This window comes from Nonomuraea sp. NPDC049684, from assembly GCF_044465345.1.
Taxonomy (GTDB): Bacteria; Actinomycetota; Actinomycetes; order Streptosporangiales; family Streptosporangiaceae; genus Nonomuraea.
The window spans coordinates 85,446-102,165 of the sequence record NZ_JBITLO010000020.1 but is presented as its reverse complement, the minus strand read 5'-3'; the positions used below and the strand labels follow the sequence as shown (position 1 = coordinate 102,165).

General features: G+C 69.3%; 13 protein-coding genes and 1 tRNA gene. 10 read left to right on the top strand and 4 right to left on the bottom strand.

The genetic code is table 11. The features are described from left to right. Positions 1–54: 54 nt before the first annotated feature. Positions 55–1,209, top strand: a complete 1,155-nt coding sequence (locus ACIBST_RS42665; protein ID WP_352360961.1) for an acyl-CoA dehydrogenase family protein — start codon at positions 55–57, stop codon at positions 1,207–1,209. Between the two features lie 49 nt (positions 1,210–1,258). Next, positions 1,259–1,334, top strand: a tRNA-Lys gene (locus ACIBST_RS42660). 527 nt (positions 1,335–1,861) lie between these two features. Here ACIBST_RS42660 and ACIBST_RS42655 read toward each other — a convergent pair. Then, entirely contained in the window at positions 1,862–2,281 is a 420-nt protein-coding gene (locus ACIBST_RS42655) for a hypothetical protein (protein ID WP_397179213.1), read from the bottom strand. Positions 2,282–2,518: 237 nt separating this feature from the next. Between ACIBST_RS42655 and ACIBST_RS42650 the strand changes: the two genes are divergently transcribed. The 5 genes from ACIBST_RS42650 (at position 2,519) to ACIBST_RS42630 (ending at position 9,982) form a co-directional block, all read left to right on the top strand. After that, complete coding sequence (locus ACIBST_RS42650; protein ID WP_397179212.1) at positions 2,519–2,926, top strand: hypothetical protein; 408 nt, start codon at positions 2,519–2,521, stop codon at positions 2,924–2,926. Positions 2,927–3,340: 414 nt separating this feature from the next. Next, positions 3,341–3,724, top strand: coding sequence for a YbaB/EbfC family nucleoid-associated protein (locus ACIBST_RS42645; protein ID WP_397179211.1), 384 nt, complete (start codon positions 3,341–3,343; stop codon positions 3,722–3,724). Further along, positions 3,721–4,041 carry a hypothetical protein gene (locus ACIBST_RS42640; protein WP_397179210.1) on the top strand — a complete coding sequence of 107 codons (321 nt, stop codon included), beginning with the start codon at positions 3,721–3,723 and terminating at the stop codon, positions 4,039–4,041. Before ACIBST_RS42645 ends, ACIBST_RS42640 begins: the two co-directional genes overlap by 4 nt. 6 nt (positions 4,042–4,047) lie before the next feature. After that, positions 4,048–9,795 (top strand): hypothetical protein, encoded by a 5,748-nt coding sequence (locus tag ACIBST_RS42635; protein WP_397179209.1) that lies wholly within the window; start codon positions 4,048–4,050, stop codon positions 9,793–9,795. 25 nt (positions 9,796–9,820) lie between these two features. Continuing rightward, complete coding sequence (locus tag ACIBST_RS42630) at positions 9,821–9,982, top strand: hypothetical protein (protein WP_397179208.1); 162 nt, start codon at positions 9,821–9,823, stop codon at positions 9,980–9,982. Here ACIBST_RS42630 and ACIBST_RS42625 read toward each other — a convergent pair. Beyond that, the gene (locus ACIBST_RS42625) at positions 9,960–10,898 is read right to left on the bottom strand and encodes a LysR family transcriptional regulator (RefSeq protein WP_397179207.1); all 939 of its coding nucleotides are present in this window, start codon (positions 10,896–10,898) and stop codon (positions 9,960–9,962) included. The two genes, ACIBST_RS42630 and ACIBST_RS42625, sit on opposite strands and share 23 nt — an antisense overlap. Before the next feature lie 230 nt (positions 10,899–11,128). Here ACIBST_RS42625 and ACIBST_RS42620 point away from each other — a divergent pair, with 230 nt between their 5' ends. Next, on the top strand, positions 11,129–12,889 hold the full coding sequence (locus ACIBST_RS42620) for an adenine deaminase C-terminal domain-containing protein (RefSeq protein WP_397179206.1): 1,761 nt from the start codon (positions 11,129–11,131) through the stop codon (positions 12,887–12,889). A gap of 75 nt (positions 12,890–12,964) precedes the next feature. Continuing rightward, positions 12,965–13,633 (top strand): DUF6198 family protein, encoded by a 669-nt coding sequence (locus ACIBST_RS42615; RefSeq protein ID WP_358296484.1) that lies wholly within the window; start codon positions 12,965–12,967, stop codon positions 13,631–13,633. On the opposite strand, the gene ACIBST_RS42610 is transcribed toward ACIBST_RS42615, so the two are convergent. Further along, positions 13,597–14,055 carry a hypothetical protein gene (locus ACIBST_RS42610; RefSeq protein ID WP_397179205.1) on the bottom strand — a complete coding sequence of 153 codons (459 nt, stop codon included), beginning with the start codon at positions 14,053–14,055 and terminating at the stop codon, positions 13,597–13,599. The genes ACIBST_RS42615 and ACIBST_RS42610 overlap by 37 nt on opposite strands. A gap of 130 nt (positions 14,056–14,185) precedes the next feature. On the opposite strand from ACIBST_RS42610, the gene ACIBST_RS42605 reads away from it, so the two are divergent. Then, complete coding sequence (locus tag ACIBST_RS42605; protein ID WP_397179204.1) at positions 14,186–14,746, top strand: RNA polymerase sigma factor; 561 nt, start codon at positions 14,186–14,188, stop codon at positions 14,744–14,746. A gap of 280 nt (positions 14,747–15,026) precedes the next feature. Here the strand turns inward: ACIBST_RS42605 and ACIBST_RS42600 are convergent, their stop codons facing one another. After that, positions 15,027–16,679: a sensor histidine kinase gene (locus tag ACIBST_RS42600; protein WP_397179203.1), complete on the bottom strand. Its 1,653-nt coding sequence runs from the start codon at positions 16,677–16,679 to the stop codon at positions 15,027–15,029. Positions 16,680–16,720 lie beyond the last annotated feature (41 nt).

Sequence of the window (16,720 nt, the reverse complement as noted above, 5' to 3'; positions counted from 1 at the left end):
AGGATTGTCCCTGGTAGAACCCTGGTAACCCCTTACGCGAGGAGAGGACCCGCCATGGACGATCTGCTGCGCCTCGACGACCGCCTCAACGGCGACCAGCGGCTGATCCGCGACACGGTCAGGTCCTTCGTCTCCGACCGCGTCCTTCCGCACGTCGGCGACTGGTTCGAGGAGGCCGTCTTCCCGGCGCGCGAGCTCGCGCCGGAGCTCGGCTCGCTCGGCCTGCTCGGGATGCACCTGGAGGGGTACGGGTGCGCCGGCACCGACGCGACCTCCTACGGCGTGGCCTGCCGCGAGCTGGAGGCGGGCGACTCGGGCCTGCGCTCGTTCGTGTCGGTGCAGGGCTCGCTGGCCATGTTCCCCATCTGGCGGTACGGCTCCGACGAGCAGAAGGAGGAATGGCTCCCGCGCATGGCGGCCGGCACGGCGATCGGCTGCTTCGGCCTGACCGAGCCGGACCACGGGTCCGACCCCGCCAACATGCGCACGTACGCCAAGCGGGACGGCTCCGACTGGGTGCTCAACGGCTCCAAGATGTGGATCACCAACGGCTCGATCGCCGACGTCGCCGTGGTGTGGGCGCAGACGGACGAGGGCGTCCGCGGCTTCGTCGTCCCCACCTCCACCCCCGGCTTCTCCGCCCCTGAGATCCACAAGAAGCTGTCCCTGAGGGCCTCGGTCACCTCGTCCCTGTACTTCGACGACGTCCGCCTGCCCGCCTCCGCCGTGCTTCCCGGCGTCACCGGCCTCAAGGGGCCGCTGTCGTGCCTGTCCGAGGCCCGCTTCGGCATCCTGTGGGGGGTCGTCGGGGCCGCCCGCGCCTGCCTGGAGTCGGCGGTCGACTACGCGAAGACCCGCGTCCAGTTCGACAAGCCGATCGGCGCGTTCCAGCTCACCCAGGAGAAACTGGCCTGGATGTACGTCGGCGCCGCCCAGGCCCAGCTCACGGCCCTGCACCTGGGCGCCCTGAAGGACGAGGGACGGCTGGAGCCCAGGCAGATCAGCTTCGGCAAGCTGGCCAACGTACGGGCCGCCCTGGACATCGCCCGGCAGGCCCGTTCCGTCCTGGGGGGAAACGGGATCACCCTGGAGTACCCTGTGATCAGGCACATGAACAATCTGGAGTCTGTGCTGACGTACGAGGGGACCCAGGAGATTCACACACTGGTGCTGGGGGAGGCCCTGACGGGGCTGCCCGCATATCGGTGATGGAGGCGTCGCGGGCGGGGCGGTAATCTCTGTACCCTTGCTCGTGCGAGGGGCGTTAGCTCAATTGGCAGAGCTGCGGACTTTTAATCCGTAGGTTCCGGGTTCGAGCCCCGGGCGCCCTACCACTCCACCCCCTGTCTGACCCGTACTTCTCGACGTTGTTCTGTGCGGCGCAGACACGCCGCTGGTTGCTCTTCGGCGTGCTGGTGCGCCATTTGACGCGGCGTCCGGTCGCCTTCGGCCGTGTGATCCAGTGCAGCATGCCAGGCGTTGTCCGGCCGGCTCAGGCGCGGAGGAATTCCTCGATCGCGGAATGGAACTCGGCCGGGCGAGTGCTGTGGACGCGGTGGCCGGCCTCGGTGGTGACGAGGGTGCAGGTGTGTCACGTCCCTTTGAGGGAGAGGCGGCCGGGCACACAAGGACGTCGCTGCGGCGACGCCCGGCAGACTGTGGGCGCCCACCGGGGGGCGGTACTGCCCGCCTGTGCCGCCGGCCTGTCGTGGGTGTGCGCGGACGGGCTGGGCTTCCCCGGGATGCCCGCCTGCTGGCGGGGAGACATGGATGTCCCCTTGTTTGAGGTCCGCGTCTTCCAGCGCAGGCCATGGGCTTTCCATTGCCGAAGACCGAGAGTGAGCGCCACTCGAGCCGCGCATCATGCGAACGCCGCCAAGATATCCATGGAGCCATCTTCCGAGTTGCTGATCTTCAGATAGACGTCGTCGCCATCCCACTCGGTGCTTACGCCGTCGAGCCCGTCGACGCAACGGAAGCACCCATCCTGTGGATCATCGATTCGGCTCCACCCTTTGGTGAGAAACTTCTCGAATATCTGCTCGCTAGTCATCGTGCGATCCGCTCTGAAGGTAAGGAAACCGCCACTTGCGGAATCGCAGTCATCGTCTTCCATGACAGTTTCTGCGACAGTCGGTGGGAGAAGCTCCAGTACGATCTGCTTGAGTTCGTCGATGTCCTGCTTTGCTTGCGCCTCGCACATTGCTCCACAGCCGGCCAACGAGGAGGCCAGGACAACGCCTGCCGTGAAGACTGCACAAGCTCTCGCAAGACCGTTCATACGTCTTTGACTCCATGGTTTCGTGGTGAATATTGAAAATATCGGAAAGGTAAGCACGGCAACAGTGGGACTTTCCTGCCGCATGAAGCGGGCCACATGGTGTCGCCCACATGCCGCCCTCACAACCGCCTGCCGTTGACCGGCCGACGAAGGGGGCTGGGGCGATCGACCACCCAGATGCAGTCCTACGATCCGCCATGCGTGGTGGGGTCACGGATGATCAACTAGGGTGCGCCCATGCATCTTGGCAAGGCTTTCCTCATTCTGGTGTGCGCGGCGTTAACCCTGTCCGGCTGCGCGACCTCTTCCTGGCATGAGATCGGCATCGCGTACCTGTCGGCGGACGAGCGTACTTTGACGGTCGATTTGACGTTCGGGGCCCCCGAGGGGTCCCCTCAACTCTGCGAGAGAGTGACGGACACCGAGCTGGACGAATCCTCCGCACAAGTGGTGATCGGAATCCTGGTGGAGAAGGACTGCCCCCGGCCATGGCCCTGGGAGGAGCCCGTGTACTCCAACCTGATCGGCTACTCGCATCCCGTGACGTTCAGACTGAAGCGATCTCTCGCCGGAAGAATTGTCATCGACAACACCGATGGCCGCTGTGTGCGGATCTATCCGAGGCACGACGACGAGACGCCTTGAGGTTGACGCCATAGGCATTGGGCGCACTCGCCGGAGACCCATATTCGCAGCACTGACTCTTGGGGGTCGGGCCGCCGGGGTCCTATTTCTCGGCTGCTGCATTTATGCGTTTGTCGCTGTCTCGAAATGGCTCGGTCGTGGGAGCAGCCGGGGTGGTGGGTGGCGGGGAGGAGCGCTGGCGGATGGGATGGTGGCACGTCGGCGCGGGTGGGGTGTGGGGCATGGGGCTGGGGCGGGGGCCGGTTGCGTCGGGCTCCTGGGGGATTGGCTGGTCTTTGTGCGCTACGGCGGACGTTACTCAGACACCTCGTGACACTTTTGTTAACGGAAGGTAAACGATGCGGACACCCCCAATCCTGTAAAAAAGGGTGTCGTATGATGCGTTGCGGTAATAGGCGGGCGAAAGGTGCTTCTGTGGCGGACGCGTTCGAGGCGGAGGTCAGTGCGCTCGCGGGCGAGATCAACCAGCAGGTGGCCCGCGTACGCGAAGCGTTCGGAGAGCTCTCCGCCCTGGAGCACACGGCACGGTCGGCGGACGGGATGGTGACCGTGACCGTCGGCCGCCACGGCCAGTTGCGCGGCATCGAGCTGAACCCCAGGGCCTATCGCAACCTGTCCCCCACCCAACTGGCCGACGCCATCATGCAGCAGGCCAACGCGGCCACCGCCGCGGTCTCCGAGCAGAGCAGGCAGCTGCTCGACCCCCTCATGCCGGACAACCTGCCCTACGAGGACGTCTTCGGGGAGCGGGCCACGCTCGACGCGTTCTTCCCCGGCCCCGTGGAGCCGGCCCCGTGAGCGACCACAGCGGCTACAGCGGCTATTACGTGCAGCGGGAGGCGCTGTACCGGGAGGCCAGGACGTACGAGCTGATCGCGGGGAACGTGGAGCAGGTGCGCGCCGACCTCCGCGCGGCCTTCAACCGGGACCGGAACACCCTCGGCGACGACGAGTACGGCGCGGAGCTGGCCAAGAAGCTGCCCGAGATGGAACGCGGCATCTTCGACGCCCTGACGGCGTTCATCGACGAGCTGGAGAACGTCGCCTCGGGGCTGAACGCGAGCGCCCGTAACTACAAGGCGGCCGAGCCCACTCCCGCCGTCACGCGGAACTGATCGTCCATGGGGTTCGACGGGTTCCTGGTGCCCGACTTCGCCAAGCCGTACGTCGGCTGGGTGGTCGGCATGGACTGGCCGGAAGGTGACGAGACCGGCTGCTTCCGGCTGGCCGACGCGTGCGTGATCGCCGCGCACCGGATCGTCGAGGGCACGCGCGCCGACCTGCCGGGCAGCGCCCGCAGGATCGGCAAGGACTGGGACGGGGAGGCTCATCTCGCCTTCGCCGCCCACGTCGACAAGGTGGCGGGCGGTCAGGTCGCCCTCGCGGTCAAGCGGCTCGTGGACGCCGCGGTGGCGCTCAACGGCGTGGGCGTGCAGATCCAGTACGCCAAGTACATGATCGAGGTCACCGTCTGGCTGCTGATCGTGCAACTGGGGTATCTGCTGGCCGCGGCCCTGGCCACCGGCGGGGCGAGTCTGGCGCTCGTTCCACCGCGGCTGCAGCTCGCCCGGCTGACGGTCGGGCAGATCGCCCGGCAGTGCCGGCGCAACATCCTGCTGTTCGCCGGGATCGTGGCCGGCATGGACCTGGGCATCCAGGGCACCCAGATGCTGCAGGGCCGCAGGGACGACATCGATGTCCGGCAGCTCGTGATCTCGGCGGTGAGCGGCGGCGCCATGGGCGGGCTCATGGGGCTGGCCTCGGGCGGGCTGAGCCGCCTGGCCACCCCGACGCTGCGGGCCGGTCTGACCAGGGCCGAGATGTCCACGGCCGAGAAGCTGCTGGCGGCGGCGCACTCGTCGCTGTACGGCCAGGCCGCGCAGTTCGCCGTGACCGGCGGGATCACGACGGCCGGCTCCATGCTGGCCCAGGGCAACTTCAGCTGGGACCTGCTGGCCAAGGGCATCACGTCCAGCGCGCTCGGCGCGGACGGGCAGCACCTGGCCTCGCCCCTGCCGCACGGCGCCGACGGCCCGTCCGCGCCTCACTCGTCCTCTTCGTCCGGGCATCCGCTTTCCGGGCCGGACGGAGGTGCGCCGTCCGGACCGGACGGTGGGGCCGGGCACGGGCCCAAGAGCGGCGCCGACACGCTTCTGGCGGCGGTGAACCACAACCAGCGGACCATCGAGTCGCCCGGCTGGCACAGCCCCGACATGCCGGCCGAGGCGCTTCAAGGGCTGACGTCCCAGCTCGCGTCCGCCGACGCGGGGCTGCCGAAGCCGGAGATCCATCCGCCGCGCGTCGTCGAGATGGGGGCCCTGGGCGAGACGGCCGTGCACGACGTCAGGGTGCCGGTGGACCCGAGGGCGGCGGCGCACGCCATGGCCGCCGGGATCACGGGGATCGTCCCGCGGGAACGAGCCGTGATCCGCCTCTGGCTGACCGAGGCGCTGGCCAGCAGCGACCGCGAGGTCTGGACCAACCACCTCCAGAGGGGCGTGACGCTCGGCGTCGGCGACAAGGTGATCTACCTCAAGCTCCGGCCGAGCGAGTTCACGCACGTGGAGCAGCCGGCTCTGGCCCCGGAGAAGCCGGTCGCCTTCGGCGGGGACGGTGTGGAGGGCAAGTCCTCGCGGGGCTCCTCGCTGGATCGGACCGCGGGGCTGATGAAGGGGCTCTACCACTCGCCGGACGAGGCCGAGGCGAACGCCCTGCCCCGTTCGGGCGTCACCAGCACGGCCCGGACGACCCACACGAACGGCGTGGAGGTCATCAGCGGGCACAAGGCCATCTCCCCCGCCCATGACTACTTCGCCACGGACATCGCCCTCGACGTCTACCGCAACGGCGAGAGGGTCACACAGACCGCGGCGGTGCCCGACCTCTCGTTGACCATCCCGTTCCCGAAGCAGTTCACCCGGGAAGGGCCGCTGCTGAGCACCGACCACCCCTCGCCGCTCCCCCGCCACGAGGTGCCGGACGGAGCGGGGCACAAGTTCCGTGACCACGGGATCGCGATCACCGGGCTGGACGTCACGCCTCTCGTGCTGGAGGTGCAGCGCCGGGGGCTGGCGGCGGGGCTGCCCGCGGGCGAGGTGGTCAAGATCACCGACCATCTCACCTCCAGCCTGCTCAGTGAGCAGGGGATGAAGAACCGCAGCCAGTCGATGCTGTCGAGCGGGGTCTCCTCCGAGGCGATCCGGTACAAGACCTCGCTGCTGCGGTCGGAGGAGGACTCCGTCCGGATCAGCGGCGAGATCACGCGGGTCGAGCCCATCGACGGAAGCGGGCGCGCGCCGGTCGAGACGATGTTCCGGGACGACATGGGCCGGCGCGAGAGCGAGGGCACGTCGCACCGGCAGGGCGCGAGCGTCGGCGTCCACGCGGGCGGCAAGATCGGGCTGCCGCTGGGAGACCGCGCGGAGGTCGTCGCGCGGGCCGTCGGCGGGGTCGGCTACGGGACGGACCACGTCACCTCCACCAACCGGGCGCACGGCAACCACACCGTCCTGACCCGGCTCGGTGACGTCACCATGTACGACGCCCGGATGCGGCTGCAGGTCGAGACCGAGAGGCTCGGCGCCTTCGAGGTGGAGGTGAACGCCGAGCTGATCGTCCCGACCCGCGACGCGTCCCGGATGGAGCAGGACGTCTTCGGGCACGATCTGCGCCCGCTGGGCGAGTTCAACGACATCCAGCGCAAGCTCGCCGATCTCCACCGGGAGATCGACGACGTGCGGACGGAGTTCGCGCTGACCGAACCGGTCGGCGAGTACCCGGCCAGGGGCGAGCATCCGAACCGCGGCTACGACCCGCACGTCCTGGAGCCGGAGACGCTGGCGGCCGGCCGGGGCACGGGGCTCGGCAGCGGCGTCCGGGTCCATGACGAGACGCTGCTCAGCGCGCAGATCCGCCAGGCGGTCGACCAGGCGCTGCCCGACCTCCCGCCGGAGATCCGGCGGCAGGTCATGCGGGACGTCGAGAGCCGCTTCGGCGGCGTGGCGCTGGAGGCCGACCTGACGCACGCCCTGCACGGCATCAGGTACGACAAGACGATCGGCGGCTACACCTTCGAGATCCTGGCCGAGGGCACGCTGGGCCGGCGGCACGAGGTCGGCGCGTCCGACCTGACGGTCAACGAACGCCGGATCACCTCGCGCACCGACACCAGCCAGCGGGAGAGCTCCCGCACGGGCCGTGCGGAGGTGCGTGGTGTCGCGCGCCTCGACGTGACGGAACGGCTGAAGATCGACCCCGTGAACCTGTCACTGAGCGGGAGCGGCACGAAGTCGGAGAGCACCGGCTTCTCCTCGGGTCACACGAGGTACGACCGCACGGAGACCAGCGGCGGCTTCACGATCACGCGGGATCTGTCCTTCGACGTCAGGATGAGGATCTCGCGGGACGGCACGGAGACGATGAACAGCTCGTGGGAGGTGCACGGCAGCAGGGCGGAGGTCCTGGTGCCGGACGTCCACCTGCCGCAGCGGCCGGTGCTCGCGCAGGACGTCGCCCATCTGGGACGGGTCGAGTCGTCGGCCGAGCGGCCCGCCGACCTGTGGCGGCCCGGCGCGGACGAGTTGTCGGCCATCGTCCGGATGGGGGCCATGCCCGACCTTCCCGCGACGCTGGCCGGGGCCTACAACCGGTGGGCGGGACTGCCTGCGGCCGCGGAGCGGCTGGACGTGCCGCCGGTGTTCGAGACCGCCACGGACGTGATCAACCTGGAGACCATGATCACGTCTCATCCCGACGGCCTGCACTACACCGTGTCGGACCGTGCGGGCTCGCGGCACGACGTGCACGTCAAGGCCCATGTGGCCGGGGTGCGGCACGTCAAGTCGGAGACCGGCGTGGAGCACGAGAGCTACACCAGCAGCAACTCCAGGGCGCTGGACGGCGAACGCGGCAGGCGTTCGGTCGGCGGCCACGCCAGGACCGGCCTGCGCGTCACCCTGAGCGACGGCGAGACCGCGGGGGCCGCGCACGGAGCCGGGGAAGCCGGCGGCACCGAGCGCAAGGTCGTGGCGCGAGCGGGGGTGCACGGCGCCGCCAAGCGCAGTGCCGTGGAGAGCTCCTACCTGGGCAGCAGCGACGTGGCCCGGGTCACTTACTCCGACGGCAGCACCTCCCACTGGTACCGCGCGGACCTGGTCCTGGAGGTCACCCCCAGCCGGACCAGCGAAGGAACGGTCGAGCAGGGCCCGACCACGTACGTCCGGGTGGAGGACATCATGGACCTCGTGCTGCCCGACGAGGTGGCCCGCCGGCACGGGCTCGACGGCCCGGAGACCGTGGAGCCCAGGCCGGCCGGGGACACGACGCGGGCCTACGCGGCGCCCGAGGCGGCGTTGAACACCGCCTACGTCCAGCACCTCGACGCGGACGGCGTGCTGCCGCAGATCGTGGAGCTGCTGCGCCGCGACGGCCTCCTCCCGCCCGGCCAGGAGCTCACAAACCACCCGGTGGCCGAGCACCTGCGCGGCAACTACGGCCAGGGCGCGCTCGGCACCAAACTGGGCGAGCTTCGCGGGAACGGCGTGTCCTCCTGGTTGTTCGTCACGGACGAGAACGGCCGGGTCACCGAACGCGTGGGCATCCGGGTCACGGCCGAGGTCGGCGAGGGCGTGCACGTCGGCGAGCGTCCGGACGCCGGCCTCATGCTGCGCAACGAGCGCCTGAGCGGCGACCTGAGCGTGCGCGAGTCGGGGACGGACCGTGGCGCGGAGGCGATAGGACGTTACATGGAGTCCTCCGACGGCGAGCTCCGGGGAGGCGAGGTGGGGTTCGCCAACTCCCGCGACTCCCACACCGTGGACGGGCAGGGGACGATCGCGAAGGAGATCAACCGCTACCAGACGCGCGAGGCCCCGCAGGAGTTCAGGCATCCGGTCCGGTACGAGATCACGCTCGAACACGTCCCGGTCCGCCCGCTCCTGGAGCCCGTGCAGAACGTGGCCCGCAACGTGCTGCTCAAGGTGGGCGAGGTGACCGGGCACGACGGCGCCGGGAGGCTGTTCGACCGGCACGCCGGGGTCACCTCGACGTCCCGGGCGGTCGTGGACGGCGAGGTCGGCGTCCTGGTGCCGGGCCATCTCACCACCGAGGTGCCGCAGGGCACGCCGGTCGCGGGGCGTACGCCGGTCGTCGCGGCGGATCCGCGCTGGACGGACGCGGCGGGACCCAACCGGATGTCCGCCACCCTGGGCGACGGCGTGCCCAGGGGGGACGTCAGCCAGGTCGCGTTCCCGGCCGCCTCGCTGGTCGAGGAATGGGCGCCGGTGAGCGCGGTGCCGCCGAGGCTGCGGGGCGAGGTCCCGTCCCTGGCCGACCGGCCCGACGGGTTCGAGCTCTCCCGCCCGGCCGGCATGTCACTCGCCGAGGCCACCAAGGAACGGACCATGCGCGCCCACCTGGAGCAGTTGCTCGCGCACGAGTACGAGATCCCGGGGATCGGCAGGGTGGGCATCGACGTCACCGGAGCCCGCGAGATCACCACCGCGCTGGTCAAGCAGCGTGTCTACGCCCAGACCATGAGCACGGTCGGGCACGGCCAGGAGCAGGGCCGGGGCGTGGCGGCGCGGGCAGGCGGGTCCGCCGGGGCGCAGGACGGTGGTCTCGGCTTCGGCGGCGTCGGCGGCAGCGTGAAGACGGCGGACGAGGCCGCGTCGCGGAACGCCAACATCGTCGAGCGCAACTTCATGGAGGAGACGCACGACAACACCTACCTGGAGCTGGATGTCTCGCTGGTGTTCTACGGCAAGGACAAGCCCCTGACGGTGGACGTCGCCGGCGGCCTGCACCTCCGGCTCACCGCCGCCGGCCTCGCCGCCTTCGAGGCCGCACATCCCGGCGTGATCGTACGCTGACCCTTTTCGCGGAATCGACGGGTTGATGGCCGGCGAGTACCGCAGTCTCGTGGGCCGGCTGAACGCCTTCGGGACCGTGCACCTCCGCCGGGCCGACGTGAAGACAAAGGAGCCCATCGCCCGGGCGTATTACGACCTCGAATTCGGCCGCTTCATGGACGAGTTCACGCCCGCCGAACGTCCCTGACGAGTTCGTCGGAGGGTTGGGCCACGGATTCCAGGGTTTGGATGATTTCCTCGGCGAAAAGGAGGGCGGCGGGGCCGGGGCCGTGTTTCTCGCGGCGGACGAGCGAGAGGATGTTGTTGCTGAAGGCGCGGTCGCGGACCGGCCGGAAGGCGAGGGTTCCGTTGTGGTGGTCCTCGGCCATGTCGAACCTGCTCAGGAAGGCGATGGCCTCACCGGCGGCGGCCAGCCGTTTCATCGTCTCGATCGAATTGGTGTGGAAGGCGGGCTCGACCTTCAGGCCGGCCTCGGCGAAGGTGTCGGCGATGATGCCGTGGATCACCATCGAGCGGTCGGCGAAGATGAGCGGGTAGGCCGCGCACTGGGCCAGGGGGATGGACTCCAGGCGGGCCAGCGGGTGTGCGGGGGCGATGACCGCGCCGAGCCGGGTGTCCATCTGCCAGCACAGTTCGAGCTGCGGCGAAGACGGGACGTTGAATCCGAGGCCCAGGTCGGCCTCGCTGTCGGCCACCGCGCGGAGGATCTCGTGGGTGGACAGGGCGCGGATGGAGATGCGCACCTCGGGGTGGCGGGCGTGGAAGTTCACGGTGGCGGTGGAGACGATGCTGCTGGCCAGGCCGGTCATCGTGGCGATCACCACCTCGCCGCTCGGCAGTGACTGCAGGTCGCGGATCTCCGTCACGGCCTCGCGGTACTCCTGGAGGGTCCTGCGCACGTGGGCGAGGAGGACCTCGCCCGCCGGGGTGGGCCGCATGCCGCGCGGCAGGCGTTCGAACAGGGGCTCGCCGAGCTCCTCCTCAAGCATCAGGATCTGCCGGTTGATGGCCGACGGGGCGACGTGGAGCCGCGCCCCGGCGGCCCGGATGGAGCCGTACCGCGCGACCTCGTCGATGTAGTGCAGCACGCGTGAGTGGAGCATGGGGCCTCCCTGGGCTGGACCGTGCGCGAAAAGAGTACAGTCCGTGCGAAAACGGCTGCTTGTCAGCAACGGTGCTGTGCCATTTCATAGCCACAGCGCGTACGAGCGACACGGCCACGGCGGCCCTCTGATGAAACTCCGCGACCGGCCGCCGGCATCCCGGAGCCGCGTCCTCGGGTCTCGTTCCGCGAGCGGAATCCAACAGCCGAGCAATGAAGCGAGGAAAAATCATGCTCCAGCAGGAGAAGACGGGCCAGGCCGGTGGGACGGACCGGGTCTCGGTCCACTACGACCACGTGCGGGCGGTCTTCGACATCCTGAGCGGGGAGAGGGAGGCGGACCTGCTGCTGCGCAACCTCAGCGTGCTGGATGTGCACAGCGAGAGCGTCTTCCAGGGTTCGATCCTCGTCTACGACGAGCGGATCATCGCGCTGAACCCGGACGAGTCGATCGTGCGGGTCCGCGAGGTGTTCGACGGCCAGGGCCTGTACGCGATCCCGGGGCTGATCGACGCGCACCTGCACTTCGACGCCCAGCTGGCCCATCCGGCGGCGTTCGGGGAGGCGATCGTCCCGAGCGGCACGACCACCATCTTCGCCGAGACCCTGGACTTCGCCAGCGCGGCCGGGGACGAGGCCGTCGAGGCCGCCGCGGCGCTGTTCAAGGACTACGAGAAGCTGCCCTACCGGATCTACGCCTTCGCGCCGGGCAAGAAGACGTCGGTCGAGGTCACCGACGCCATGCTGAAGATGGACCCGGTGATCGGGCTGGGCGAGCTCGCCCACCTGTCCTACATGACGGGCAACGAGGACGACTTCCGCAAGTCGGCACTGGGCCGCGCCAACGGCGGCTTCGTCAACAGCCACTGGGGCGTGACGGCGCTGCCCGACATGCTGCTGAACTACATGCCCGCGATCGGCGCGCACAACAACCACGATGTCTGGAACGAGGACGACATCGAGAAGAGCATCCGGTACGGCTTCCAGACCCAGATCAAGTTCGGCGTCGGCAGCCCCGAGGTGATCAGGACCATGCTGCGGGCCATCGTCAGGCGCCGCTGGCCGGCCGAGAACTTCCAGATGTGCGCCGACAACATCTCGGTCGACCGGGTGCTGACCAAGGGGCACATCGACTGGGTGATCTCCCTGGCCGTCGAGATGGGCCTCAACCCGATCCAGGCGATCAAGATGGGCACGCTGTACTCGGCGCGCTCCTTCTGCATGGATCACGACTTCGGCTCCCTCGCCCCGGGCCGCTTCGCCGACATCGTGCTGACCGACAGCCTGTCGAAGATCAACCCGCTGTACGTGTTCAAGGGCGGCGAGCTGGTCGCCAAGGACCGCAAGCTCCTCAAGCCGGTCGATCTGGACTATTCGGTCATGGTGCAGGAGCCCCGGCCCGGCCTCGCCGACCTGGCCCCCGACCAGCTCGACCTCACGCCCATCGAGCTCTCCGAGGACGGGACCAGGGCGAAGGTCCTGCTCTTCGACGTCTACGGACGCGGCCACCTGAAGTTCTCCCAGGAGGTCTGGGTGCCGTACGCGGACGGCGCCGTCGTGCCCGAGGTGGACGGTGTCAGGCTGAACCGCATCTCCGTCGTCCAGCGTTACGCGGACGGCACCCGGCACGTCGTCAACGGGCTGTTCAAGGGGGTCTCGATCGACCGGGGCGCCGTGTCGACGTTCTGGCCCGCGCCGTTCGCCTACTTCGTGGTGGTCGGCAGCGACAGCGCCGAGATGTGCGACAACCTCCGGCAGCTCGACGCCTTCGTCGGCGGCTGCCTCGTGACCGAGGACGGGCAGGTGCGGGCCGCGCTGCCGCTCGACATCTACGGCGTGATGGCCGACATGAGCCTGGCCGAGCTGGTGGAGGCGACCCGGTCGATCGACGCCGCCCTGGAGAAGCTGGGCAACCACAACGAGGGCGAGCCGGTCGTCAACAAGCTCCTGACCCTGTTCATCTCACTCGACCGCTTCGGGTTCATGGTCTGAGCCGTGCTCTGAGAAGCGGGCACCACGTCGTCCGGCAGGCTCCGGCCGGAACAGCCAACAGTCAAGGAGGCAACTGTGCTACAGCATGAAAAAGAGGCCGGAGTCGTCGACACCGGAAGTCTGGTGCGGCGTTGGATCACCTACGGCGCCGGCATTTACCTGCTGACCCTGGGGGTCAGCCTGGCCATCAGGGCGGGGATCGGCATCTCGCCGCAGAGCAGCCTCACCCGGACGATGACCCTGGTCTTTCCCTCGATCAGCCAGGGGACGTTCAACTTCGCTCTTGAGCTGCTGATGCTGCTGCTGACCTATCTCGTCCTGCCGAAGGACTTCAAGCTCAGGAACTTCCTGTCGTTGATCCCGGCCCTGGTGCTGGCCACGTTCCTCGATCTGAACCTGATGCTGACGAGCTGGATCGCGCTGGACGCGTACGCCGCCAAGTTCGTGCTCCTGGTGGTCGCGGACGCGACGCTGGCGTTCGGCCTGTTCCTGATGATCCGCGCCAATCTGGTGCTCATGCCGGTCGACATGTTCGTCAACACGGTCTTCAAGCGCACCGGCTTCAAGTGGGGCAACCTCAAGACCGGCTTCGACTGCACGCTGCTGGTGGTCTCCGCGGCGATCGGGCTGATCTTCCTGGGCGGCCCGCAGTTCATCCGCGAGGGCACCATCATCAACGGCATCCTCGTCGGGCAGTACATCAAGCTCTATTTCTTCCTGTTCAAGAAGTTCTCGCGGTCCTGAGCCCGGAGGCCCTCCAGGATCTGACGCCGCCGCGCGTCCGGGACGCCGGCGGCGTCCATCGCGCGGCGCAGCAGGGCGGGGTCGAAGCCGTGGGTGCGCAGATGGCCGACGAGCGGCCCGTACCGGTCGGCGCGCTCGCGCAGGAGCTCGGTGGCCAGCCGGATCTCCAGCCGTACCGCCGGCACCTGGTGCGGACCGCACGCGACCAGGACGTGATGCCGCCACGGCCCCTCGCCGACGCATTCCAGGGCGTCCGAGCCGGCCTGCCGCTCGACGGTGCTGAGCTCCACCTCCACCCCGTTCACCGCGAACCTGACGAAGTACTGGTCGCTCCCCGGGAGCCAGGCGGGGGCGGCGTCGAGGGTGGTGACCAGCGCCGTGGTGACGTCCGCGCGGCTCAGTGATCTCGTTCCGTGGCCCATGCCGGGCAACGTAGCAAGCCCGCGCCCGGCGTCGTCAGAGCCGGGGCGAGACGTCTGTTCTGTTGGCTCTCATAACGTTTTCTCGGCTACTGACCAAGAAGGGGTGTAATCGACGAAGGGAGCACGGCCGGTGCGTCGCAAACAGCCGGATATCGCTACAGATCCGGACGCTTTCGAGGCCTTCTACCGGCGCCACGTCGATGCGGTCACCTCGTTCCTCGCCCGCCGGGTCGATGATCCCCACACGGCCGCCGACCTGGTGGCGGAGGTGTTCATGGCGGTGCTCGACTCCGCCCACACCTACCGGCCCGGCCGCGGCAGTGAGATCGCCTGGCTGTACGGCGTCGCGCGCAACACGCTCTCGGCCGAGCGGCGGCGGGCGTACAAGGAGTTGAGGCTGGCCGATCGCGTCGGCGGCCGACGGCATCTCGACTCCGACGACGTGGCCGAGCTCGTGGCGCGGATAGACGCCGAGAACCTGGCCAGACGGGCCTTCCAGGCCATGGCCGGACTGCCCGACGGTGACCGCGCGATGCTCGAACTGGTCGTCATCGACCAGCTCACGATCAGCGAGGCCGCCGCCGCCCTGGGCATCCGGCAGGGAGCCGCCCGGGCCAGGTTGCACCGCGCCCGCCACGCGCTCATGGACGTGCCGGAGATGGCTCCCTTCGTCATGGAAGGAATCCGATGAACTTCAAGGAGCACGTACTGATGGAACTGAAAGCCGAGATCGAGGCCCGCAACGGGGTACGGCGCCGGCGCACCAGGGGGCGCCTGCTCACCGGCGCGGCGGTGGCCGCCGTCGCGGCCGCCGCGGCGGTCGTGACGCCGTTCCTCAACGGCTCGGACGCCCCCGCCTACGCGCTCACCAAGAACACCGACGGCACGATCACGTTGCAGATCAACGAGTTCCGCGACCCCGCCCAGGTGGAGAAGGACCTGGCGGCGCTCGGCGTGCCCGCCGACGTCTCCTACCTCAAGCCCGGCACCCGCTGCGCCCCCGACCGCGCCCCCGCCGACGCCGGCCCGTCCTTCACCAAGGAAGAGCTCCAGAGCAAGGACCCCGCGGTCCGCAAGAAGATCAAGGACGCGTTCGACAACAGCCCCAACGCGAAGACGTTCCGGATGGGCGACGGCCGGGTGCGGATCGACCCCAAGCGGATCAAGGCGGGGCAGACCGCCGTTCTGGAGTTCACCGAGAACGCCGACCAGACCTCCGGCCCCGAGAAGCCCAGGGTGCTGTGGCAGTTCAGCGGCTTCCTGGTCGACGGGCCGGCCAAGCCCTGCAAGGTGATCGACGACCCGTCCTGGGACCAGATGCCCGACCCGAAGGAGCACCCGGAGGCGTACCCGCCGTCCGGCATGTGATCGACCCGCCCGCGGGGCGGCCCGCGCCCGGATCGGGGGCCGGGCGGGGCCGCCTCAGCGGCCGGAAGGCTGATCGTCACGGTCAGGCCGCCGCCCTCGCGCGGGGTCGCGGTCACCTCGCCGCCGTGGGCCTGGACGACCGCGCGGACGATCGACAGCCCGAGCCCCGAGCCGTTCGCCGAGTCCACCCGATCGGCGTTGAGCCGCCGGAACGGCTCGAACAGGCTGCCCACCTCGTACGCCGGCACGGGTTGCCCGGTGTTGGCCACCCTGACGACGACCTCGCCGCTCAGCGTCTCCTCCGTGCTGATCCAGACCTGCCCGTCCTGCGGGAGGTTGTACTTGATGGCGTTGTCCACCAGGTTCCCCACGGCGTGTTCCAGCAGGACGGGGTCGCCCGCCATGGTGGTGCCGCCGAGGCGGGAGACGACGGTCACGCCGCGCTGGTCGGCGACGGGCGTGAGCTGTTCCACCGCCGTCAGCGCCACGTCGTCGATGTCCACCGGCTTCCTGCGGGCGAGCTCCCGTTCGCTCCTGGCCAGGAGCAGCAGCCCTTCGATGAGCTTCTCGTTGCGCGCGTTGACCTCCAGCAGGGTGCGGGCGAGGGCCTTGAGGTCGGGCGAGGCCGCCGGGTCGGAGAGCGCGATCTCCAGGACCGTGCGGTTGATGGTCAGGGGCGTGCGGAGCTGGTGTGAGGCGTTGGCGACGAAGCGGCGCTGGGAGTTGAAGGCGCTGTTGAGCCGGGTCAGCATCGAGTCGAACGTGTCGGCCAGCTCCTTGAGCTCGTCGTCCGGGCCCTGGAGGTCGATGCGCTGGTGGGCCAGCGTGCTCTCGGACAGTTTGCGGGCCGTCGCGGTCATCTTGGCGACGGGCCGCAACGCCCGGTCGGCGACCAGGTAGCCGAAGACGAGCGCGAACAGGCCGACGCCCAGCAGGATCAGCACGGACTGCTGGACCATGCGGCGCAGGATCTGCTCGTCCAGCTTGACGGCCTGGATCTCGATCTGGTGCCGCCAGACCGTCACCAGCTCGTCGGGGGTGCCCGGCGGCACGTCCAGCGAGAACTCCACGCCGTCGAGCACCGCGCGCAGCAGCAGGTAGGCGACGGTGAGGAGGAGCGTCCCGCCGACGAACAGCATGGATCCGTAGGTGAACGTCAGGCGGGCGCGGATGCCCAGCTTTCCGAACAGCGCCGCGGCCCTGCCGGGCGGAGCGTGGCCACCAGGGGTCCGGCCGGCATGGGACGGTAATCGCACGCTGTCTCCTTCCGCTGGAGACCCCATTCTGGGCGCGGCCC

What these genes read in the sequence shown, in the direction of transcription:
- ACIBST_RS42610 (WP_397179205.1), bottom strand. Translation starts at nt 14,055, where the DNA reads ATGGGCCACGGAACGAGATCACTGAGCCGCGCGGACGTCACCACGGCG.
- ACIBST_RS42625 (WP_397179207.1), bottom strand. Translation starts at nt 10,898, where the DNA reads ATGCTCCACTCACGCGTGCTGCACTACATCGACGAGGTCGCGCGGTAC.
- ACIBST_RS42665 (WP_352360961.1), top strand. Translation starts at nt 55, where the DNA reads ATGGACGATCTGCTGCGCCTCGACGACCGCCTCAACGGCGACCAGCGG.
- ACIBST_RS42630 (WP_397179208.1), top strand. Translation starts at nt 9,821, where the DNA reads ATGGCCGGCGAGTACCGCAGTCTCGTGGGCCGGCTGAACGCCTTCGGG.
- ACIBST_RS42620 (WP_397179206.1), top strand. Translation starts at nt 11,129, where the DNA reads ATGCTCCAGCAGGAGAAGACGGGCCAGGCCGGTGGGACGGACCGGGTC.
- ACIBST_RS42655 (WP_397179213.1), bottom strand. Translation starts at nt 2,281, where the DNA reads ATGAACGGTCTTGCGAGAGCTTGTGCAGTCTTCACGGCAGGCGTTGTC.
- ACIBST_RS42650 (WP_397179212.1), top strand. Translation starts at nt 2,519, where the DNA reads ATGCATCTTGGCAAGGCTTTCCTCATTCTGGTGTGCGCGGCGTTAACC.
- ACIBST_RS42635 (WP_397179209.1), top strand. Translation starts at nt 4,048, where the DNA reads ATGGGGTTCGACGGGTTCCTGGTGCCCGACTTCGCCAAGCCGTACGTC.